Origin of the sequence: Shinella agrisoli, assembly GCF_046557955.1 — a bacterium.
In the GTDB taxonomy this organism is placed as follows: Bacteria; Pseudomonadota; Alphaproteobacteria; order Rhizobiales; family Rhizobiaceae; genus Shinella.
Window position 1 is genome coordinate 87,952 of record NZ_JBJIEP010000008.1, and the last position, 21,017, is coordinate 108,968.

At 66.4% G+C, this 21,017-nt stretch carries 22 protein-coding genes; 3 read left to right on the forward strand and 19 right to left on the reverse strand.

The genetic code is table 11. From position 1 onward, the window contains the following. Window positions 1-50: 50 nt before the first annotated feature. Together ACIIOY_RS10570 and ACIIOY_RS10575 are read right to left on the reverse strand one after the other, a co-directional pair. Complete coding sequence (locus ACIIOY_RS10570) at window positions 51-410, reverse strand: hypothetical protein (protein WP_411034618.1); 360 nt, start codon at window positions 408-410, stop codon at window positions 51-53. Continuing rightward, a complete protein-coding gene (locus tag ACIIOY_RS10575; protein ID WP_411034619.1) occupies window positions 410-1,351 on the reverse strand; it encodes a nucleoside hydrolase in 942 nt (313 codons plus the stop codon). Before ACIIOY_RS10575 ends, ACIIOY_RS10570 begins: the two co-directional genes overlap by 1 nt. A gap of 182 nt (window positions 1,352-1,533) precedes the next feature. On the opposite strand from ACIIOY_RS10575, the gene ACIIOY_RS10580 reads away from it, so the two are divergent. Together ACIIOY_RS10580 and ACIIOY_RS10585 are read left to right on the forward strand one after the other, a co-directional pair. Further along, window positions 1,534-1,965 carry an Hsp20 family protein gene (locus ACIIOY_RS10580; RefSeq protein ID WP_411034620.1) on the forward strand — a complete coding sequence of 144 codons (432 nt, stop codon included), beginning with the start codon at window positions 1,534-1,536 and terminating at the stop codon, window positions 1,963-1,965. Between the two features lie 132 nt (window positions 1,966-2,097). Next, entirely contained in the window at window positions 2,098-2,355 is a 258-nt protein-coding gene (locus ACIIOY_RS10585; protein ID WP_411034621.1) for a BQ00720 family protein, read from the forward strand. A 21-nt stretch (window positions 2,356-2,376) separates the two neighbouring features. Here ACIIOY_RS10585 and trmB read toward each other — a convergent pair whose 3' ends face one another. From trmB to trpS, 15 genes are all read right to left on the reverse strand, one after another. After that, window positions 2,377-3,078, reverse strand: coding sequence for a tRNA (guanosine(46)-N7)-methyltransferase TrmB (trmB, locus tag ACIIOY_RS10590; protein WP_411034755.1), 702 nt, complete (start codon window positions 3,076-3,078; stop codon window positions 2,377-2,379). Window positions 3,079-3,085: 7 nt separating this feature from the next. Beyond that, a complete protein-coding gene (metK, locus tag ACIIOY_RS10595; protein WP_411034622.1) occupies window positions 3,086-4,324 on the reverse strand; it encodes a methionine adenosyltransferase in 1,239 nt (412 codons plus the stop codon). 208 nt (window positions 4,325-4,532) lie between these two features. Beyond that, window positions 4,533-4,952, reverse strand: a complete 420-nt coding sequence (locus ACIIOY_RS10600; RefSeq protein WP_411034623.1) for a helix-turn-helix domain-containing protein — start codon at window positions 4,950-4,952, stop codon at window positions 4,533-4,535. Window positions 4,953-5,097: 145 nt separating this feature from the next. Next, window positions 5,098-6,681 (reverse strand): apolipoprotein N-acyltransferase, encoded by a 1,584-nt coding sequence (gene lnt / locus ACIIOY_RS10605; protein ID WP_411034624.1) that lies wholly within the window; start codon window positions 6,679-6,681, stop codon window positions 5,098-5,100. Between the two features lie 113 nt (window positions 6,682-6,794). Next, window positions 6,795-7,949, reverse strand: coding sequence for a hemolysin family protein (locus ACIIOY_RS10610; protein WP_411034625.1), 1,155 nt, complete (start codon window positions 7,947-7,949; stop codon window positions 6,795-6,797). Window positions 7,950-7,958: 9 nt separating this feature from the next. Further along, window positions 7,959-8,468: an rRNA maturation RNase YbeY gene (ybeY, locus tag ACIIOY_RS10615; protein ID WP_411034626.1), complete on the reverse strand. Its 510-nt coding sequence runs from the start codon at window positions 8,466-8,468 to the stop codon at window positions 7,959-7,961. 14 nt (window positions 8,469-8,482) lie between these two features. Then, window positions 8,483-9,535 carry a PhoH family protein gene (locus tag ACIIOY_RS10620; RefSeq protein ID WP_411034627.1) on the reverse strand — a complete coding sequence of 351 codons (1,053 nt, stop codon included), beginning with the start codon at window positions 9,533-9,535 and terminating at the stop codon, window positions 8,483-8,485. A gap of 29 nt (window positions 9,536-9,564) precedes the next feature. Continuing rightward, window positions 9,565-10,944 (reverse strand): tRNA (N6-isopentenyl adenosine(37)-C2)-methylthiotransferase MiaB, encoded by a 1,380-nt coding sequence (miaB, locus tag ACIIOY_RS10625; protein WP_411034628.1) that lies wholly within the window; start codon window positions 10,942-10,944, stop codon window positions 9,565-9,567. Between the two features lie 39 nt (window positions 10,945-10,983). After that, window positions 10,984-11,772 (reverse strand): lyso-ornithine lipid O-acyltransferase, encoded by a 789-nt coding sequence (gene olsA / locus ACIIOY_RS10630; protein ID WP_411034629.1) that lies wholly within the window; start codon window positions 11,770-11,772, stop codon window positions 10,984-10,986. Between the two features lie 121 nt (window positions 11,773-11,893). Further along, window positions 11,894-12,319 carry a Fur family transcriptional regulator gene (locus ACIIOY_RS10635; protein WP_411034630.1) on the reverse strand — a complete coding sequence of 142 codons (426 nt, stop codon included), beginning with the start codon at window positions 12,317-12,319 and terminating at the stop codon, window positions 11,894-11,896. Window positions 12,320-12,357: 38 nt separating this feature from the next. Next, window positions 12,358-12,852, reverse strand: a complete 495-nt coding sequence (locus tag ACIIOY_RS10640) for a GNAT family N-acetyltransferase (protein WP_411034631.1) — start codon at window positions 12,850-12,852, stop codon at window positions 12,358-12,360. Between the two features lies 1 nt (window position 12,853). Further along, window positions 12,854-13,501 carry a tRNA (adenosine(37)-N6)-threonylcarbamoyltransferase complex dimerization subunit type 1 TsaB gene (gene tsaB, locus ACIIOY_RS10645; RefSeq protein WP_411034632.1) on the reverse strand — a complete coding sequence of 216 codons (648 nt, stop codon included), beginning with the start codon at window positions 13,499-13,501 and terminating at the stop codon, window positions 12,854-12,856. A gap of 30 nt (window positions 13,502-13,531) precedes the next feature. Beyond that, the gene (locus ACIIOY_RS10650; protein WP_411034633.1) at window positions 13,532-14,101 is read right to left on the reverse strand and encodes a NifU family protein; all 570 of its coding nucleotides are present in this window, start codon (window positions 14,099-14,101) and stop codon (window positions 13,532-13,534) included. 99 nt (window positions 14,102-14,200) lie between these two features. After that, a complete protein-coding gene (locus ACIIOY_RS10655) occupies window positions 14,201-14,692 on the reverse strand; it encodes a universal stress protein (RefSeq protein WP_411034634.1) in 492 nt (163 codons plus the stop codon). Between the two features lie 36 nt (window positions 14,693-14,728). Then, entirely contained in the window at window positions 14,729-15,796 is a 1,068-nt protein-coding gene (gene trpS / locus ACIIOY_RS10660) for a tryptophan--tRNA ligase (RefSeq protein ID WP_411034635.1), read from the reverse strand. A 256-nt stretch (window positions 15,797-16,052) separates the two neighbouring features. On the opposite strand from trpS, the gene ACIIOY_RS10665 reads away from it, so the two are divergent. Further along, window positions 16,053-16,529, forward strand: a complete 477-nt coding sequence (locus ACIIOY_RS10665) for a YcbK family protein (protein WP_411034636.1) — start codon at window positions 16,053-16,055, stop codon at window positions 16,527-16,529. Window positions 16,530-16,539: 10 nt separating this feature from the next. Here the strand turns inward: ACIIOY_RS10665 and murJ are convergent, their stop codons facing one another. Together murJ and ACIIOY_RS10675 are read right to left on the reverse strand one after the other, a co-directional pair. Continuing rightward, window positions 16,540-18,138 (reverse strand): murein biosynthesis integral membrane protein MurJ, encoded by a 1,599-nt coding sequence (gene murJ / locus ACIIOY_RS10670; RefSeq protein ID WP_411034637.1) that lies wholly within the window; start codon window positions 18,136-18,138, stop codon window positions 16,540-16,542. Further along, window positions 18,135-20,978 (reverse strand): [protein-PII] uridylyltransferase, encoded by a 2,844-nt coding sequence (locus ACIIOY_RS10675; RefSeq protein WP_411034756.1) that lies wholly within the window; start codon window positions 20,976-20,978, stop codon window positions 18,135-18,137. The genes murJ and ACIIOY_RS10675 overlap by 4 nt, the downstream gene beginning before the upstream one ends. Between the last annotated feature and the right edge of the window lie 39 nt (window positions 20,979-21,017).

Consider the following 21,017-nt stretch of genomic DNA (forward strand, 5'->3'; position numbering starts at 1 on the left):
CGCGGCATTTGCGCCCGTAGTTTTTCAAAGCTGCGATGGCCGGCCGGGTGCTATTTTCGCTCCGTCGGCTGCGGCTGGAGCCGGCCGCGGGAGCGGGAGCGGGTCGCGTTTGCCAGCCGCTGGGAGGCCTCCTTCAGCTCCGCGTCCGAAAAGAGGCCGCGGTATTCCGGGCGCAGCATCAGCGCCTCCATGGAAAGCTCCGGCTTGCCGGCGTCGAGGAGCCGTTCGAGGCCGGTGGTGCCGGGCTTGAAGACGAGTTCCCTCGCCGCCGCCACGCCGCCGTTGAGGAGCACGAAACGGCGCAGCAGCACCGGGCGGAAGCCGAGCGCGGCGAAACGGTCGTAAAGGCCCATCATCTCCTTGTGGAAACCGGCCTCCGCACCGGACGCGGCGTTGCGGGGGCCGCGCATCACAGACGCCCGACGCGCTCGATCAGGAGGTCGAAGAAGCCGTCGGCGTCGACGTCCCTCATGACCTTCGCATTGTGCTTACGGCCGGTGACCTGCCACCAGTCGACGACGGTCATGCCGACGGTCAGCGGCGAGGCGGTCTCGACCTCGACGTTGCAGTCGCGGCCGGAGAAGAGCGCGGGCTTCAGGAGATAGGCGATGACGGTCGGATCGTGCAGCGGGCCGCCGTCGGAGCCGTATTTCTCCACGTCGAAGCGCTCGAAGAAGTCGAGCATCTCGACAAGCGCGACGGCCGGACGGCTGCCGATCTCGCGCAGCCTCGCCACGCGGCTCTTCAGCGTCAGCACCTTGTGGGTGACGTCGAGCGGCATCATGACGATGGGAATGCCGGACTTGAAGACGGCGGCCGCCGCTTCCGGATCGACATAGATGTTGAATTCAGCGGCCGGCGTGATGTTGCCGCCCTCGAAGAAGCCGCCGCCCATCATGACCAGCTCGCGCACGCGGCCGGCGATGTCCGGCGCCCGGGCAAGGGCGGTCGCGATGTTGGTCAGCGGCCCGAGCGTGCAGAGCGTCACCGTGCCTGCGGGCTCGCGCCTCAGCGTCTCGACGATGAAGTCGACGGCGTGCTGCTCCTGCAGCGGCATCCGTGACTCGTGCAGTTCCGGACCGTCGAGGCCGGTCTTGCCGTGCACGTGCTCGGCGGTGATGAGCGGGCGGGCGACCGGCTTGTCGGCGCCGGCAAAGACCTTCACATCCGGCCGGGAGCAGAATTCCAGCACGATGCGGGCGTTGCGGGCGGTGAGCGCCAGCGGCACGTTGCCGGCCACCGCGGTGATGCCGAGGATGTCGAGTTCGGGGCTGCCGAGCGCCAGCATGATCGCGGCGGCATCGTCCTGGCCGGGATCCGTATCGATGATGATTTTCCGTGGCTCGGACATGCCGTTTCCATCCCTTGTTTCTTATGTTTCCCGCCGGCGACGCACAGGCGAAGCGGCGACTATATTTGCCGGATCGCCTTTCGCAAGCGTCTTGCGCGACCGCGCCGCAATCCCCATATTGCAGCCGTCGGGATGCCGAGGCCGGGTCCCGTCGAAGTCGCTTGAAAGCCAAGGACTGGATGATGACACGCATGACCCCTTTCACGAGCCCGCTGCTCCTGGGCTTCGACGCCATGGAAAAAACCCTCGAGCGCATCGCCAAGGGCAATGACGGCTACCCTCCGTACAATATCGAGCGGCTGCGGCCGGACGGCGAGACGGGTGCGCCCGAGCGCCTGCGCATCACGCTCGCCGTCGCGGGCTTCTCCGACGAGGAGCTCGAGGTGACGACCGAGGAGAACCAGCTCGTCATCCGTGGCCGCCAGATCGACAGCGGCGAGCGGGACTATCTTTACCGCGGCATCGCGGCCCGCCAGTTCCAGCGCACATTCGTGCTTGCCGACGGCATGCGCGTCCAGGGCGCGGAACTGAGGAACGGCCTTCTCTCGGTCGACCTCGTCCGGCCGGAACCTGTCCGAATGGTAAAGAAAATTAACATTTCCGTATCAGACTAGATCACGAGCCGTTCCTGCGGGAACACCCGCCGGAACGTTTCAAGCGTAACCTGATCGCCTGACGTACCGATGGGCCATGGTGGCCGTGGGCGTCCGGTGGCCGGCCCTGCCGGCATTGCCATGGAGGCAAAGATGGGACTGAAAACCGCAACCCCCACCGTTTCGAAGGCAGACCTTGCACATCTCGGCGCAGGCGAAGTCGGCTATATCCGCAAGATGAAGGCGGACGAAGTCTCGCGCGTCTTCCCGGAAGCCCCCGAGATCGATCCGAGCCTGGATCTCTGGGCGCTGTTCGGCGCGGACGGCACGCCGATCCTCTTGACCGACAACCGCTCGAGCACCTTCTTCAAGGCTGCCGAGGACGACCTGCGCACCGTCAGCCTGCACTGACGCCGCGCCGATCGCTTTCCGTCAGAGACGGCGGAAGGTGAGATAGGCGGACTTGCGGCCCTCGCGCCTGGCCTTCGCCTCGTAGCGCGTGCCCGGCCAGCCGGCAAACGGCGCCAGCCAGTCGACCGCGTTTTCCGCGGTCCACACGAAAGCGGGATGAGCCCCGCAGTGCATAAGCGTCCAGTTGACATAGGTGTCGATGTCGGACGCGAAGCAGAAGAGCCCGCCCGGCTTCATCACCCGGGCAAAGCGGTCGAGATTGACCCTCGACACGAACCGCCTCTTCCAGTGCTTCCTCTTCGGCCATGGATCGGGATAGAGAAGGTCGATCTGGTCGACCGAGGCCGCAGGCAGCCAGTCGAGAAGCGCCGTCGCATCGTCATCGTAGAGCCGGATGTTCCTCGCGCCCGTTTCCTCGACGCGCCCGACCAGTTTCGCCATGGAGTTGACGAAGGGTTCGACACCGATGAAACCGGTGTCCGGCCGCTCCAGCGCCCGATGGATGAGGTGCTCTCCGCCGCCGAAGCCGATTTCGAGATGGATGAGGGAAGGCTTGAAATCGTAAAGCGACGCAATGTCTGCCGGGGCCTCGGCCGAAAGGTCGACTTTCAGTTCCGGCAGCAGGGTTTGAAGATGCTGCGCCTGCCGCTCCCTGAGCGGCTTTCCCTTGCGGCGGCCGAAAAAGGCTTCGCTCGCGCGGCTGCGGCGCTCTGCATCGGTCATCATCGCCTCAGTTCTTCAATGCATCCTTGAGGGCCTTGACGAGGTCGAGGCGCTCCCAGGAGAAGGAGCCGTCGCGGCCGGCCTTGCGGCCGAAATGGCCGTAGGCGGCGGTCTTTGCATAGATCGGCTTGTTGAGGTCGAGGTGGCGGCGGATGCCCGACGGCGAGAGGTCCATGACCTTGCGGATCGCGGCCTCGACGGCATCCTCGCTCACCTTGCCCGTGCCGTGCAGGTCGACATAGACCGACAGCGGCTGGGCGACGCCGATGGCGTAGGAAAGCTGGATCGTGCAGCGCTCGGCAAGGCCGGCGGCCACCACGTTCTTGGCGAGGTAGCGGGCCGCATAGGCCGCCGAGCGGTCGACCTTGGTCGTGTCCTTGCCGGAGAAGGCGCCGCCGCCGTGCGGGGCCGCGCCGCCATAGGTGTCGACGATGATCTTGCGGCCGGTCAGGCCCGCATCGCCGTCCGGCCCGCCGATGACGAACTTGCCGGTCGGGTTGATGTACCAGGAGCAATCGTCGGCGATCTTGAGGTCGGCCAGCGCCTCGCGGATATAGGGCTCGACGACCTTGCGCACCTTCTTGGAATCCCAGCTCGCGTCGAGATGCTGGGTGGACAGCACGATCGAGACGACGGCGGCCGGCTTGCCGTCGACATAGCGCACGGTCACCTGGCTCTTGGCGTCGGGGCCGAGCTTTGCGGCCTCGCCCTCGCCCTTTTTGCGGGCGTCGGCAAGCAGCTGGAGGATGCGGTGCGAATAGTAGAGCGGCGCGGGCATGAGCTCCGCCGTCTCGCGGCAGGCGTAGCCGAACATGATGCCCTGGTCGCCGGCGCCTTCGTCGCCCTGCTTGTCGGCGGCGTTGTCGACGCCCTGGGCGATGTCGGCGGACTGGGAGTGCAGCAGCACGTCGATCTTCGCCGTCTTCCAGTTGAAGCCGTCCTGCTCGTAGCCGATGTCGCGGATCGCCTTGCGGGCGGCCGACTTGAACTTGGAGGGATTGATGACGTCCTTGCCGTCCTTGTCCTTCTTCATGAGGCTCGGCGGCAGGCGCACCTCACCGGCGATCACGACGCGGTTGGTCGTGGCAAGCGTCTCGCAGGCAATACGGACCGACCACGGGTCGACCTTCGACTTCACGGCCTCGCGGTAGACCAGATCGACGATTTCGTCGGAGATGCGGTCGCACACCTTGTCGGGATGGCCTTCGGCGACGGATTCGCTGGTGAAGAGATAGCTGCTGCGCATGCGGGAATTCCCCTCAAAGAAATGAACTTCGACGTTGTTATTCAGTTCGTCGGTCAAAGACAAGCGCAGAAGGACATAAGAATATGTTTATGTCCCGCATTCCCGGACGATTTGCCGCGATTGTCGCGCCGGCGCTACAGCGCCAGCCCCCCAACGAAAAACGGCCCCGAAGGGCCGTTCTCTTGCCTGTCCATGGGAGGAGATCCGATCACTCGATCTCGGCTTCGGCAGCCAGGGCCTTCACCAGGTCGACGAGCTTGCGGCGCACCTTGGGATCGCCGATCTTCACGAAGGCGCGGTTGAGCTGCAGGCCTTCTGAAGAGGAAAGGAAGTCGACCACGTAATTGGAGCTGGATGCTTCCGCAAGGCCGGCCTGGGCGTCGGCCTGCTCGCCGGGCGCATCCTCGAAGAAGAACGAGACCGGCACGTTGAGAATGCTCGAAATGTTCTGGAGGCGGCTCGCACCGACGCGGTTCGTGCCCTTCTCGTATTTCTGGATCTGCTGGAAGGTGATGCCGAGGCTCTCGCCCAGCTTCTCCTGGCTCATGCCGAGCATGGTCCTGCGAAGCCGGATCCGGCTGCCGACGTGAATATCGATCGGATTCGGCTTCTTCTTGTTTTCCATCATCACTTTCGTCCTAACGCGGAATGGCCCCACCCGCCGGCACCCTTAATGAAAACCTAACGTCACGTTGTATGCGCAAACTCTGAAGGTCGCTACAATACAGGAGAACGGCCGGCGGGGTGCACTATGCTATTTTAGGGGTTTTGGGTCAATTCACCCTGTTTCTAAAACCAATGCGAGAAATGCCCGCTGTCGCGAAGAGCACGCCGAGGACGATCAGAAACGACCAGTTCTGCCTTTTTGCCCGGTCTTCCGGCCCGGCCCTTCCCGGAAGGGTTGCATCCACGAAGCCGGGAACGTCATAGGCCAGGCCCGACAGCACGCGGCCCTTCACGTCGACGACGGCCGAAATGCCGTTGTTGGCGCCGCGAATCAGCGGCAGGCCGCGCTCCACCGCACGCAGCCTCGCCTGCTGGAAATGCTGGTAGGGACCGGGCGTGTTGCCGAACCAGGCATCGTTGGTGACGTTGAGGAGCGCGGCCGCGCCATCGGCCGCGGCGGTGATCTCGGAAGGGAAGATCGCCTCGTAGCAGATCAGCGGATAGAAACCCTTGCCGGCAGCGTTCAGGATCTGGTGCTCGCGGGCGGCGGAAAAGCCGCCCGGCATGGCGACCGCGCTGACGCCGAGGCTCTCGAAGAATTCGCCGAAGGGCATGTATTCGCCGAAAGGCACGAGATGCACCTTGTCGGCCGCCCCGACGATCTGCCCCCTGCCGTCGATCGCGTAGATGGAATTGTAGTAGCGCGGCGCCTTGCCGGAACCGGCGCTTTCCGTGCGGACGGCGCCGGCGATCAGCATCTGGTCGTCCTCCAGCACCGCGGCGATGCGCACGAGGGCGTCCGGATTGTCCGTCAGGATGAAGGGGATCGAGGTTTCCGGCCACACGATGACGTCCGGCCGCTTGCCGCCCGCCTCGGGCGCCGCGGCGCTCAGCGACAGGTGCCGCTCGAAGATGTCCGCCCGCGCAGAATCGTCGAGCTTCATCGCCTGGTCGATCACCGGCTGGACGAGACGGACGACGGTCGCGCCGTCCTGCGGCGCCGGCACGACATTGAGGGCGTAATAGCCGTAGGCGACATGGGCGGCGAAGAGCAAAGCCGCGAGGGAAAGGCCGGGAACCCTGCCCCGCCGCGTGCCGAGGAGGGCGGGCGCGGCGAAGACGAGGACGGCAAGGGCATTCATGGCGGCAATGCCGACGACGCCGGACGACTGCATGAGCAGCGGCACGGGCATCGCCCCATAGCCGACGGCATTCCACGGAAAGCCGGTGAAGAGCGTGCCGCGCAGCCATTCCCCCGCGCCGAAGGCGAAGGCGAGCGCGGCGATCCGGCCCATGCCGTCCGACCAGAGAAGGCGGGCAAGCGCCGCGGCAAGGCCGTAGTAGAAGGCGAGGAAGGCGGGCAGGCCGAACACGGCGAGCGGCAGCGCCCAGGCGAAGGCGTCCGCCTCCACCAGCAGCGCATTGCCGAGCCACCAGAGCCCGCCGAGGAAGTAGCCGAAGCCGAAGAACCAGCCGATGCGGAAGGCCGGCGCAAGCCGCCTCGGGAAGCCGGCTTGCGGCACGGCGCTGGCGCCGTCGATGAGCCAGACCAGCAGGGTGAAGGACACGAAGAGCGCCGCGAAGAAGCCGAAGGGCGGCAGCGCCAGCACCCCGATCAGGCCCGCAAGAAATGCCGCCAGCGCCCGTCTTGTCCCAGACAGGAGCATGACCTTGCCCGCGAGCCGCTCCATGCCGTCCCCTCTATGTGTCCCCGAATCAGCCGGGCCAGTCTTCCAAAAAAACGGCGCCTTGTCCCGCGTTACCGAAGGGCAATCGTATTCGGCAGGGCGGAAGGGGCGGCCGCCTATTCGGCGCTCGCCCCGTCGTTCTGCTGCTCGGGGAGCCTGGTGCGGTCGGCGGCGGGGCCGATGGCCTCGCCTTCCGGCCGGCGTTCGCGGCGGCGGACGGAGCCGACACGCTTGCGGGTGACGCGGACGCGCTTGACGCGGCGCGGATCGGCGTCGAGCACGTGGAATTCGAAGCCGGGCACCGCCTGGACCACTTCGCCGCGCACCGGGATGCGGCCGAGCGAGGCGAAGATCAGGCCGCCGAGCGTATCGGCATCCTCGAGCTGCTCGCGGATGTCGAAATCCGGGCCGATCGCCTCGGCGAGTTCTTCGAGCTCGACGCGGGCGTCGGCGATGAAGACGTCGTCGCCGACGCGCTGGATCATCGCCTCGTCGTCGTCATGCTCGTCCTCGATGTCGCCGACGACCATCTCGACGATGTCCTCCAGCGAGGCGAGGCCGTCGGTGCCGCCGTATTCGTCGATGACGAGGGCCATCTGCGTGCGGTCGGCCTGCATGCGCGCCATCAGATCGGCGGCCAGCATGGACGGCGGCACGAAGAGGACCTGGCGGATGATGCCGGCCTCGGCGACCGTCTTGGAAAGATCGACGCGGCCGAGGTCGAACTCGGCCTTCGGCGTCCTCGCCGGCTTCTCGCCGGAGGCCGCCGCGGCGGGCTTTGCGCCGTTGCGGCGCTTGTTGCGCGCCTGCCTGGTGACATAGGCGAGGAGGTCGCGGATGTGGACCATGCCGCGCGGATCGTCGAGGCTTTCATTGTAGACCGGCATGCGCGAGCGGCCGGAATCCTCGAAGATCACCATGAGCTCGGCGATCGTGATGTCCTGGTCGACGGCCTCGATATCGGCGCGGGGGACCATGACGTCCTCGACCCGCACCTCGCGGAAGCGAAGGATGTTGTGCAGCATCGCCCGCTCTTCGGGCGAGAAGGCCGGCTCGCCGCCGCTCTCCTCCGTCATCAGGGCCTCGGCGAGGTCCTTGCGAAGGCTCGAGGCGCCGGTCATGCGCCAAAGCCGTGCGGCACGGGACCAGAAGGATGAACGGCCCCCGCCTTCCTGCTTCGGCGCGCTGCTACTACTGCCCGCCTCGTCCTGACTTGAGGCGTCAGCCTCGTTCTTTTCCGTCGCTGCCGACTGGTTCTTGAAGTCGCTCATTGGTCCAAACTATTCATCGGGGCCATCCCCGTAAGGGTCAGATAGGCCAAGCTCGGCAAGAATGCGAGTCTCCAGCCTCTCCATTTTTTCCGCTTCTTCGTCTTCCATGTGATCATAGCCGAAGAGATGCAGAAATCCATGCACCATGAGATGCGTGAGATGATCGTCGAAGGACTTGCCGAGATCCGCCGCCTCGCGGGTCAGCGTCTCCTGCGCGAAAATGATGTCGCCAAGCATGGGACCGGGCATTTTCCCGGGCGTCAGGGGTGACGCCGGAAAGGAGAGCACGTTGGTCGGCTTGTCCTGGTTGCGCCACTGCGCATTGATGCCGCGGATCTCCGCATCGTTCGTGAAGACGAGGGAGACTTCCGGCGCGTCGGCCTTCGGGAAGGGCTGCCGTTCCTGCTTGCGAAGGTAGTCCGCGGCCGCGCCGAGCACGCGCCCGCTCATCGCCAACAGGTGCTCCTCGGGGGGCCATGCGCCCTCCTCGACGGAAATCTGGATATCGAGTTCACTCATGAGGGCCGGGACCGTCAGCGGTCCATCTGCTCGCTTTCGTCCTGCACGGCCGTCTGGGCCTCGTAGGCCCGGACGATGCGGGCGACCATCGGATGGCGCACCACGTCCGCATCCTTGAAGCGGACGACGGAGACGCCCTCCACCCCGTTCAGGATCTGCAAGGCTTCGACAAGGCCCGACTTGACGCCGCGCGGCAGGTCGATCTGGCTCGGATCGCCCGTGACGATCATGCGGCCGTTCTCGCCGAGACGCGTCAGGAACATCTTCATCTGCATCGAGGTCGTGTTCTGCGCCTCGTCGAGGATGACCGCGGCATTGGCGAGCGTGCGCCCGCGCATGAAGGCGAGCGGCGCGATCTCGATGACGCCGGCGGTGATCGCCCGCTCCACCTTGTCGCCCGGCATCATGTCGTAGAGCGCGTCGTAGAGCGGACGCAGATAGGGATCGACCTTCTCCTTCATGTCACCCGGCAGGAAGCCGAGGCGTTCGCCCGCCTCGACGGCCGGGCGCGACAGGATGATGCGGTCGACCGCGCCGCGCTCCAGAAGCTGGGCGGCATAGGCGACGGCGAGGTAGGTCTTGCCCGTGCCGGCCGGGCCGACGCCGAAGACGAGCTCGGAGCGTTCCAGCGCGCGGATATAGGCATCCTGCATCGGCGTGCGGGCGACGATCGTCTTCTTGCGCGTGGAGATCTGCGCCATGGTGAGCTTGGCCTTGCGCTCCATGGTGGGCAGCGAGAGCTGGTCGTCCGCAGCGATCGCCATGCGGATGGCGCCCTCGACGTCGGAAAGCTCGATCGAGCCGCCCTTCTGAAGACGGTCGTAGAGATAGTCGAGCGCATGGCGGGCCTGGTTGGTGGCCACCACGTCGCCGGAGATGGAGACGGAATTGCCGCGGGCGCGCGCATCGATGTTGAGGCGCTGCTCCAGAAGCTTCAGGTTCTGGTCGAACTGTCCGAACAGCTCGCTTGCGTATCGATTGTTCTCGAAGGTCAGCACGAAGTGATTGGCGTCGGTCTGGCTTTTCGACTGGCGCGGCGATGACGTCATCAATTCGTGTCCGTTCAAGCGGTTCTCGCTCCCAAAGGGCCGGTCCGTCACCCGATCGCTTCGGCGAAGAGGCTGTTGGGGCCGGCATCCGTGATTCGTACCCGGATAATGTCACCGATTTCGCAGCCTTTTGCATCAACATTCACAGGCTGCAGCCAGGGCGAGCGGCCGACGAGCTGACCGGGCATGCGTCCGGGCTTCTCCAGGAGCAGGTCGATCTCCTTGCCGATGCAGCCGCGGGCGAACGCGCTCTGCTGGCGGAAGAGCAAAGCCTGCAATCTTTCAAGGCGTTCGGACTTCACGCTCTCTTCGACATGGCCGTCCATCTCGGCGCCGGGCGTGCCGGGACGGATCGAATACTTGAACGAAAATGCCTGTGCATAACCGACCGTCTCGATGAGGCGCATCGTGGCTTCGAAGTCGGCGTCGGTCTCGCCGGGAAAGCCGACGATGAAATCGCCGGAAATCGCAAGCTCCGGCTGGACGGCGCGGATGCGTTCGATGAGCGCGACATATTCGGCCGCGGTGTGCCGGCGGTTCATGGCCTTGAGGATGCGGTCGGAGCCGGCCTGCACCGGCAGGTGCAGGTAAGGCATCAGCTTCGGCAGGTCGCGGTGCGCCTCGATGAGGCGGTCGTCCATGTCGCGCGGATGGCTGGTCGTGTAACGCAGGCGCGCGAGGCCCTCGATCTCCGCGAGGCGGTAGAGGAGGTCGCCGAGGCCCCATTCGCGTCCGCCGGGGCCGAGCCCATGCCAGGCGTTGACGTTCTGGCCGAGCAGGGTGATCTCGCGCACGCCGGCCTCGACGAGGCGTTCGGCCTCGGAGACGATCTGCGAAACGGGACGGGAGACCTCCGCGCCGCGCGTATAGGGCACGACGCAGAAGGTGCAGAACTTGTCGCAGCCTTCCTGCACGGTGAGGAAGGCGGTGACGCCGCGGGCGCGGGTCCTCGCCCTTTCCGGCGCCGGCAGGTGCTCGAACTTGTCCTCGATCGCATAGTCCGTCTCGACGACGCGCTCGCCGCCCTTGGCGCGGCGCAGCGCCTCGGGCAGGCGGTGATAAGTCTGCGGGCCGACGACGAGGTCGACGGCGGGGGCGCGGCGCAGGATCTCCCTGCCCTCGGCCTGGGCGACGCAGCCGGTGACGCCGATCACCATCTCGCGGCCGTCCTTCGCCCGCGCCTTCTTCATCTCGCGCAGGCGGCCGAGTTCGGAATAGACCTTTTCCGCCGCCTTCTCGCGGATGTGACAGGTGTTTAGGAGGACGAGGTCGGCCTCTTCCAGCACGTCCGTCGCCTGATAGCCGTCCTTCGACAGCGCGTCCGTCATGCGGTCGCTGTCGTAGACGTTCATCTGACAGCCGTAGGTCTTCACGAAGACCTTGCGGGTGTTCGTTTTGGCGGGCGTGGAGAGGGACTGTTCGCTCATGGCCGCTTGCATAGTGGAAAAGTCCCGGAAAATGAAGCTTTATCTGCCGCGCAGCCGCGCGCCGAGCATGGCACGGATGCGCGTCTCGACCTCGCGGCTCACCTGCTTTCGATTGCTGGCGCGGGAATAGTCGACGCGCTCGCCGAAATCCACGTCCACGTCGACCGCCCCTTCCCGCGCGACGCCGAGCAGATGCGGCAGGAGTGCGATGTCGCCCGGCCAGGCGGCGAGCGGGCGGTGGTAACGGCCCATCGCCATGCCGTGCAGGCCGGTATAGGCGATCGAGACCGGCTGGATATGCACGATGCCCTCCGGCGCGTGCGGCAGTGCCGAGGCGGCGGCGCCGAACAGCGAGGTCTTCATCTCCAGAAGACGGTTGCCGTCCGAGGTCGTGCCTTCCGGGAAGAGCACGACGATCTCGCCGTCCGCCAGCCGCCGCGCGATCTCGTCCACCTGATCACCGGTCTTGCGGCGCTGCTCGCGCTCCACGAAGATCGTCGCCTGCAGGCGGGCGAGGATGCCGAAGACCGGCCAGCCGCGCACCTCGGCCTTGGCGATATAGACGACGTCGGCGACCGAGCCGAGCACCATGATGTCCTTCCAGGACGCATGGTTCGCGGCGATGAGCAGGGGGCGCCTCGGCTCAAGCGTGCCGTGCACCCGCACCTTCAGGCCGAGCACCCGGCAGGCGACGCGGTGCCAGAGCCGCGGCAGGCGGCGGCGGATCTTCAGGTCGAAGCGCAGCCCGACGAGCTGGACCGGCAGCAGGACGAGCGTCACCGTGACGAGGACGACGAGTCCGAGGGCGATGCGCAATGCGGTGATCAAAGCGCCACCGGCGAGCGGTCGAACGCCAGTGCCGGGCGGCTACCCCCCTTTGCCCGGCAGGGCAGAGGGGGGTGCCACAATGCCGAACCGGAAAAATCGAAAAGGACGGTAGCGGTTCGCCTCACTCGCCCTCCTTGAGGGGAACGCCGTAGAGTTCCAGGCGGTGGTCGACGAGCCTGAAGCCGTGCTCGCGGGCGATCCGCTCCTGCAAGGCCTCGATTTCCGGCGAATGGAATTCGATCACCTGGCCGTTCTTCAGGTCGATCAGGTGGTCGTGGTGCTCGTCCGGCACCGTCTCGTAGCGCGAACGGCCGTCGCGGAAATCGTGCCGCTCGATGATGCCGGCATCCTCGAAGAGCTTTACCGTGCGGTAGACGGTCGAGATGGAGATGCGCGAATCGATGGCGGACGAACGGCGATAGAGCTCTTCGACATCCGGGTGGTCGGCGGAGGATTCCAGCACGCGCGCGATGACGCGGCGCTGCTCGGTCATGCGCATGCCGCGCTCGACACAAAGCTCTTCCAGCGATTTCTCGACGTCCGCCATGCGACCTGCCCTCGTTCGTTCGGCGCCCCGATAGGGGACTAGCGAAGATCGCGCCGCATGACAAGCGCCGTGGACCGGCTGCCATCGGCGCCGGCATAGTAGGCCTTGCGCTCGCCCACCTTGGCAAAGCCGAGCTTGGCATAGAGACCGCGGGCGGCGATATTGCCCTCGTCGACCTCCAGGAAAATGGCCTCGGCCCCGCGCATCCTGGCCTCGCGCAGCGCCGCCTGCATCAGCCGCCAGCCGAGGCCGGCGCGCTCGAAACGCTGGTCGACGCCGATCGTCAGGATCTCCGCCTCGCCGGCCGCCGCGCGGGCCAGCACGAAGCCGCCGGCGGTACGGCCGAGCGCGCCCTCCTTCAATGCGAGGAAGCCGTAGACGGGATCCTGCGACAGCAGCGAGTGGAACTCGCCGTCGTTCCAGGGCCGGGAAAAGCGGGCACGGTGCAATGCGGCGGCCATGCCGGCATCGGCGGTTTCGAGGGGGAAGATGTCGAAGACGGGCTTACGGGTGAAATAACCGCTCAGGGACATGTCAGGCCCTCCGGATCGCGAAACCCGCCTGCGGCCTGGCATCGGGACCGCGAAGATAGAGCGGCTTCGGCAGATGGCTTTCCGGATCGAGGCGGGCGCCGAGGCGCGCCACCGTGGCGATGGAGACGCCGTCGCTCTCCGGCGGCGCACCCTCGCGCAGCAACGCTGCGGCGGAACCGGCGACGGCACAGCCTTCTTCGGCGGCGATGCCGCGCGCCTGCGCAACCGAGGCAATCGCGGGCGGCGAGGCTTCGGTGCCATCGGCCGCGAAGCGCTGCCAGTAGATCTCGTCGCGCCTGGCATCCATCGCGACGAGGAGGGGCGAGCCCGCCTGCCGGTCGGCGGCAAGCGCCGAAAGGGTGGAGACGCCGACGGCGGGAACGCCGAGCGCCAGCGCAAGGCCCCGCGCCGCGGCGACGCCGACGCGAATGCCGGTGAAGGAGCCGGGGCCGATGGCGACGGCGATGCGGTGGACATCGCGCAATGTCATGCCCGCCGCCTCGAGCGCCGCGTCGATGAACCCCATCAGCCGTTCGGCATGGCCGCGACCGATATCCGCGCCGGCGGCGCCGAGGACGGTATCCTGTCCGGAATCATAAAGCGCCGCGTAGCAGCCCGTGCCCGCCGTATCGATCGCCAGAACGATCATGCCGGGCACCGGAGGCTTGCGGGGCAGGCCCTACATGACGGCTTCAACTTCCTGCACTTCCGGTACGAAATGGCGGAGAAGGTTCTGCACGCCGTGCTTCAGCGTCGCCGTGGAGGATGGGCAGCCCGAGCAGGCGCCCTTCATGTTGAGGTAGACGACGCCGTCGCGGAAACCCTTGAAGGTGATGTCGCCGCCGTCCTGCGCCACGGCCGGGCGCACGCGCGTCTCGAGCAGTTCCTTGATGGTGGCGACGATCGTCTCGTCGCCCTCGTCGAAGAACTCGCCGTCCTCTTCCTCGCCGCCGCCGAAGGCGCCGCTCGCCACGACCGGCTGGCCGGACATGAAGTGCTCCATGATGTTGCCGAGGATGGCCGGCTTCATGTGCTGCCAATCGGCGCCGTCCTTGGTGACGGTGATGAAATCGTAGCCGAGGAACACGCCCTTGACGCCGGGAATGCCGAAGAGGCGGGCGGCGAGCGGCGATGCGGCGCGCGCTTCCGCCTCGTCGCGGAACTCGGCCGTGCCGGTCTCCAGCACCACCTTGCCCGGCAGGAATTTCAAGGTCGACGGGTTCGGCGTCGCTTCGGTCTGGATGAACATCTTTCTCTCCGTGCGGCCAGGCGCTTCCGTCGGCCAAGACATTTAGAATAATTCAAAAAAGAAGATAGGCGCTTCTGCGCCGCTCTTCAAGGTTCCGGCTCAGCTCAGCGCGTCGAGCTCTTCGTCGCTCAGCGAATCCGGGATCACCGTCACCGGGATCGGGAAGGCCTGCGCGCGGCTGGCCAGCGAGGACACAAGCGGCCCCGGCCCCTCCTTGCCGGATCCGGCGGCCAGAACGAGGATCGCGATATCGCGGTCGTCCTCGATCAGGCCGTTGATCTCCTCGCTCGCGACACCCTCGCGGATCACCGTCTCCGGCTCGATGCCGATCGATTCGCGCAGTGCCTGCGCCGCCTTGGCAAGCACGGCCTCCGCTTCCTCGCGCGCTTCGGCCCGCATGATCTCCTCCACGCCCAGCCACTGCTGGAAATCGCCGTTGGCGATCACATAGAGCAGGACCACGCCGCCATTGGAATTCTTCGCCCGCATTCCCGCATAATGGACGGCGCGCTGGCATTCCGGCGTGTCGTCGATGACCGCCAGAAACTTGCGGCGGTGGCCTTCAAGGCGGGAAAGACGTCGAGAAACCATACGGGCCCCTTGTGCAAGGTCTCTGTTGCAGCGACCTTACTGCACAAAACCGATGATGTCGCGAACTTCCTTCATGGTTTTCTCGGCCCGCGCCCGCGCCCTTTCGCCGCCGTCCCTGAGGATCGCGTCGATATGGCTCGTGTCGTCCATCAGGCGCCGCATCTCGTCGGTGATCGGCGAGAGCACGTTGACGGCAAGGTCGACGAGCGCCGGCTTGAAGACGGAGAACTGGCGGCCGCCGAACTCGGAAAGGACCTCGGCCTTGGACTTGTCGGAGAGCGCGGCATAGATGCCGACGAGGTTTTCCGCCTCCGGGCGGCCCTTGAGGCCTTCGGCTTCGCTCGGCAGCGCGTCCGGGTCGGTCTTGGCCTTGCGGATCTTCTTGGAGATCGTGTCGGCATCGTCCAGCAGGTTGATGCGGGAGAGATCGGAGGCATCCGACTTCGACATCTTCTTCGTGCCGTCGCGCAAGGACATGACGCGCGGCGCGGGCCCGCCGATCAGCGGCTCGACCATCGGGAAATAGGCGTGCACCGGCTCCTCGCCGACGACGATGTCGACGCCCGTGCCGGCCCTGCGGATGTGGTCGCCGAAGTCGATGTTGAACTTCTGGGCGATGTCGCGCGTCAGCTCCAGGTGCTGCTTCTGGTCGTCGCCGACCGGCACGTGCGTGGCGCGGTAGACGAGGATGTCGGCGGCCATCAGGCTCGGATAGGCGAGCAGGCCCAGCGAGACCTGCTCGGCGTTCCTGCCGCCGGCCTTGTCCTTGAACTGGGTCATGCGCTCCATCCAGCCGATGCGCGCCACGCAGTTGAAGATCCATGCGAGCTCGGCGTGCTGCGGCACGGCGGACTGGTTGAAGACGATATGCTTCCTCGGGTCGATGCCCGACGCGATGAAGGCGGCGGCGATCGAGCGGATCTGGCCCCGCATGTCCTCGTGCACCAGCTGCGCGGTGATCGCGTGCAGGTCGACGACGCAGTAGATGCAGTCGTTGTCCTCCTGCAGCGCAACGAACTTGCGGATCGCGCCGAGATAGTTGCCGAGGTGGAGATTGCCGGTCGGCTGGACGCCGGAGAAGACGAGAGGCTTGAATGCGCTCATGACGATTTCCTTCAGGCGGGTGGAGGGCCTGATCCTGTTGCTGTTGTCGCCGCGCTTATGCACGGCGCGGGGGCGCCGATCAAGAGGGACGGCAACGCTGCCGCGGCAGGGATGACCGGCTTTACAGGCCGCGGCCGGCCCCATCAGGAACTCCCTTATAAATGACACTTTCCGGGCCTTTCCTCCCGGCGGGGACAGGGGCCGGCGGATTTCGATCAGCCGTTTTTTGACGCAACGGCGCGAACCGGAGTGTGCCATGCGAAGAAACCGTTCGCCCCTCCTTGCCTGCATGATCGCGCTGGCATCGATCTTCGCGACCGAAACCATGGCAAGCGGAAATCACAGGCATGTCGCCAGAAGCGAGAAGGGCAATGCCGCCAAGGTCTACACGGTGCAGACGCCGCGCGTGCGGCACCGATGTTTCCCGGGCAAGCTGAGGGCGATCCTCGCCCATATCGCACGGCAGGTCGGACGCCGGCCGCTCGTGACGTCGGGCCACCGCTCGAACGGCCGCAGAGGATCCTATCACCGCAAGTGCCTTGCCGCCGACATCCGCGTGCCCGGCGTTTCCGTGAAGCAGATCATCGCCGCTGCGCGGTCCGCGCCGGCTGTCGGCGGCGTCGGCACCTATTGCAACGGCATCGTCCATGTCGATGTCGGGCCGAAGCGGCGCTGGCACCATTGCGGCGGGCTGGCGCGCCTTGGCGGGCGCACGAAGCTCGCTGCGCGCTGACGCAGGAAACCTACTCGGCCGTGCCGTCCGTCGGCGCGGCCCCGGCGCGCGGCCTGCGCTTCAAATTGCGGCGGATCATGCCGAGATCGGCGCCGCCGATGAGGAAGGCGACCGAGAAATATACGATCATGGCGAGGACGACGAGCAGGCCGAGCGCAAGGATCTGCTCGTGGAGCGGCGCGGCCGAGGCCAGGCGGCCGGCGAGCCAGCCGGAGGCATATTCCAGCGTGGCGGCCATGACGAGCGTGGCGATCAGCAGCCGTGCGACACGCCAGGCGAGCGCCTTTTCCAGCGGCCAGTGGCCGCGGCGCACCAGCGTGACGAAGAGGAGGAGCGCCGTCAGCCAGCCGGAGACGGCCTCGGCGGTGGCGATGCCGCGCTCATGGAAGAACGGGAAGAGCGAAACCGCAAGGACGCAGTTGACGACGACCGAAAGCAGCGTGATGCGCATCGGCGTCTTCGTGTCCTCGCGGGCGAAGAAGCCGGGGTTCAGCGCCTTGATCATCACGAAGCCGGGCAGGCCGAGGCCGTAGATGGCGAGCGTTCCCGCCACGATGGACGTCGTGTCCGTGCCGAAGGCGCCGCGCTCGTAGAGCACGCGCACGATCTCGTCGGAGATGACCCAGAGCGCGCCGGCCGCCGGCAGCGTCAGGAAGAGCACGAATTCCATCGAGCGGTTCTGCAGGTTGCCGGCCTCGCGCTCGTGGCCGCCCTTCAGCGCGCGCGCAAGCTCCGGCAGCAGCACGACGCCGACGGCGATGCCGACGACGCCGAGCGGAAGCTGGTACACGCGGTCGGCATATTGCAGGGCGGCGATCGCGCCGTCCTTGGTGGAGGCGATCATCTGGCCGATGAGCTGGTTGATCTGGGTGATGCCGCCCGTCACGGCCGCCGGCAGCGCCAGCCAGAGCAGGCGCCTGACGTTCGCCGTCATGCGCGGGCGGCGGAAGCCGATCCGCATGCCGGCATGGCGCACGCCCGCATAGAGCACGGCCATCTGGAGGAGGCCCGCGGCAAGCACGCCCCAGGACAGGTACCAGGCCGTCTGAAGCGGCGAGGCACCCTGCCAGAGCCCATAGGCAAGCGCGCCGATCAGCACGACGTTGAGGAAGACCGGAGCGACGGCGGCGGCGAAATAGTGGTGCAGGGAATTGAGCATGCCCGACAGCATCGCCGTCAGCGACATGCACATGAGATAGGGGAACATGACGACGGCGAGCTTGACCGTCGTGTCGAACTTTTCCGCATCGTCCACGAAACCCGGCGCGATGACCCAGGCGACGATGAGCGGCATCAGGAGCTCCATCGCGATGGTCAGCATCAGGAGCACGGTGAAGAGAACACCGAAGACCTCCTCGGAGAAGCGCTTCGCGCCGTCGATGCCGCCGGCCTCGATCTGCTTGGCGAAGAGCGGCACGAAGGCGGCGTTGAACGCGCCTTCCGCGAAGAGGCGGCGGAAAAGGTTCGGGAAGCGGAAGGCGGCATAGAAGGCATCCGCCATCGGCCCCGTGCCGAGCGCGGCGGCCATCAGCGTCTCGCGGGCGAAGCCGAGCACGCGGCTGCCGAGCGTCGCGCCGCCCACGGTCGCGAATTTTTTCACCAGACTCATTGTTCTGCCCTGATCCTTTTCGGCGCGGCGGCGACAGGCGCGATCATGCCGGGCGGCATGCGGTCGCGCACCTCGTCCGCCTCGTCGGCCATGACGGCCTTGAGCCGCGCGACGATGTTGGCCTGCCGGTTCTCATTGGTCACCTTCTGGCCGACGAGGTCGGTGACGTAGAAGGTGTCGATGACCTTCTCGCCGAAGGTCGTGATATGCGCCGAGGCGATGTCGAGCGAGAGGTCGGAGAGCACGGCCGTCACTTCCGACAGGAGGCCGGGACGGTCGAGGCACTCGATCTCGATGACGGTGAACTTGTTCGACAGCGTATTGGAGATGGTGACGGCCGGCGAGACGGTGAAGGTGCGGCTGCGCTTGCGGCTCCTGGTGCGGGTGGCGATCACCTCCGGGAGGCGCTTGCGGCCGGACAGCACGTCCTCGATCATCCTGCCGATCGTGCCGGCGCGGCGCATCTCGTCCGCATCGTTCGGGAACTCGCGGTTGACGAGGATCGTATCGAGCGCCCGCCCGTCCGAGGTCGTGAAGATCTGCGCGTCGACGATGTTGGCCCCCGCTGCCGCGCAGGCGCCGGCGATCACCGTCAGGAGGCGCGGATGGTCGGGCGAGAGCACCGTGATCTCGGTGATGGCGTGGAAGGAATGGGTGCGCACCATGGTGGCGAGCGTCTGCCTCGCCTTGTCCGCCTCGCGGATGAAGGCGGCATGGCGCACCTGGTCCTCCAGCGACACAGTCAGAAGGTAGGGATCGTAGTGGAGGCGCGTATAGGTCTTGCGGTCCTTCTGGCTCCAGTCGGCGGGAAGCGCCTCGAACAGCGTTTCGCGGGCGGCCTGCGCGCGCTCCTTGCGCGACAGCTCGGAAAAGCCGCCGGAGATCATCAGCTCGGTCTCGTAGTAGAGCGTGCGCAGCAGCTGCCCCTTCCAGCCGTTCCACACGCCCGGGCCGACGGCGCGGATGTCGCAGACCGTCAGCACCAGCAGCATCTTCAGCCGCTCCATCGACTGCACCTTCTCGGCGAAGTCGACGATGGTCTTGCGGTCGTTGAGGTCGCGGGTCTGGGCGACCATGGACATGGTGAGGTGCTCCTCGATCAGCCAGACGACGAGCTCCGTCTGCTTCGGCGTGAGGCCGAAGCGCGGGCAGAGTTTTCGCGCGACCCTGGCGCCCGCTTCCGAATGGTCCTCCGGGCGGCCCTTGGCGATGTCGTGCAGCAGCACCGCGACATAGAGCGGGATGCGGTCCTCGATGCTCGGCATGACCTGATAGCTCAGCGGATGGGCTTCCTTCTCGCGGCCCTGGTCGATGCTGGAAAGGACGCCCACCGAGCGGATCAGGTGCTCATCGACCGTGTAGTGGTGATACATGTTGAACTGCATCATCGCGACGATCTTGCCGAATTCGGGAATGAAGCGGCCGAGCACGCCGGACTCGTTCATGCGCCGCAGGATGAGGGCCGGATCGCGCGGCGAGGTGAGGATCGACAGGAAGAGCCGGTTCGCCTCCTCGTCCTCGCGCAGCGCGCCGTTGATGAGCTTCAGCGAGCGCGTGACCTCCTTCAGCGCGTCGGGATGGAACTCCAGCCCGTTGATGTCGGCGATGTGGAAGAGCCGGATGAGGTTCACCGGATCGCGCTTGAAGACGCCCGGATCCGTGATGGTGATGCGGCCGCGGTCCTCCAGGAAATCCAGCGTGCCGGCGATCTTGCGCGTGCGGCGGGTGAAGCGGCTGATGACGGCGCTGATGCCGGGCGCCTCCTTCGCCTGCTGGTCCTCCAGCGTGGCGCAGAAGATGCGCGTCAGGTCCCCGACGTCCTTCGCCACGAGGAAATAGTGCTTCATGAAGCGCTCGACCGCGGAAAGGCCCGGATGCGGCTGGTAGCCGAGGCATTCGGCGATCTCGCGCTGGATGTCGAAGGACAGCCGCTCCTCCGCCTTGCCGGTCAGGAAATGCATATGGCAGCGCACGGCCCAGAGGAAGTCGTCCGCCTTCTGGAAGAGCTTGTATTCCTGCCGCGACAGCACGCCGAGCTTCACCAGCTCGGCCGGGTCGCGGATATGGTAGAAATACTTGGCGATCCAGAAGAGGGTGTGCAGGTCGCGAAGCCCGCCCTTGCCCTCCTTGACGTTCGGCTCGACGAGGTAGCGCGTGTCGCCGGCCTTGCGGTGGCGCTCGTCGCGCTCGGCAAGCTTCGCCGCGATGAATTCCGGGCCGGTATTGCGCACGATCTCGCGGTCGAAGCGCACCGCCATCTCCTCGAACAGCGCCACCGAACCGCAGATGTAGCGCGCCTCGAGGATCGCCGTGCGGATCGTCATGTCGCCCTTGGAGAGCTGGATGCACTGCTCGATGGTGCGCGTGGCGTGGCCGACCTTGAAGCCGAGATCCCACAGGATGTAGAGCATGAACTCGATGGCCGGCTCGCTCCAGGCGGCCGGCTTTTCCGGCAGCAGGAAGAGCAGGTCGATGTCCGAGCCCGGCGCCAGCGTGCCGCGCCCGTAGCCGCCGACGGCCGTCACCGTGATGCGCGCGGCGGGCGGGGCCTGGCCGGCGCTGAAGACGTGGTTGAGCGCGAAATCGTGCAGGACGGAAATCAGCTGGTCCTGCAGCCAGGAGATGCGCGCGGCGCATTGCAGGCCGCTGCCGTCGGCAAAGAGCAGTTCGCGCGCCCGCTCGCGGCCCGCCGCGTTGGCCTTCTTGAATTCGGCAAGGAGCTCGCGGCGCATGCGGTCGCGGTAATCGGCATTGGTGCTGGCGATGAACTCGCACCTGGCGCGCAGCGCCGGCACGTCGAGCAGGCCGGAGTCGGCCGGTGCCAGAAACTTCTTTTCCATCGGATGCCGGCCTGCGTCCCGCTTGTCCTCGATCGCCCG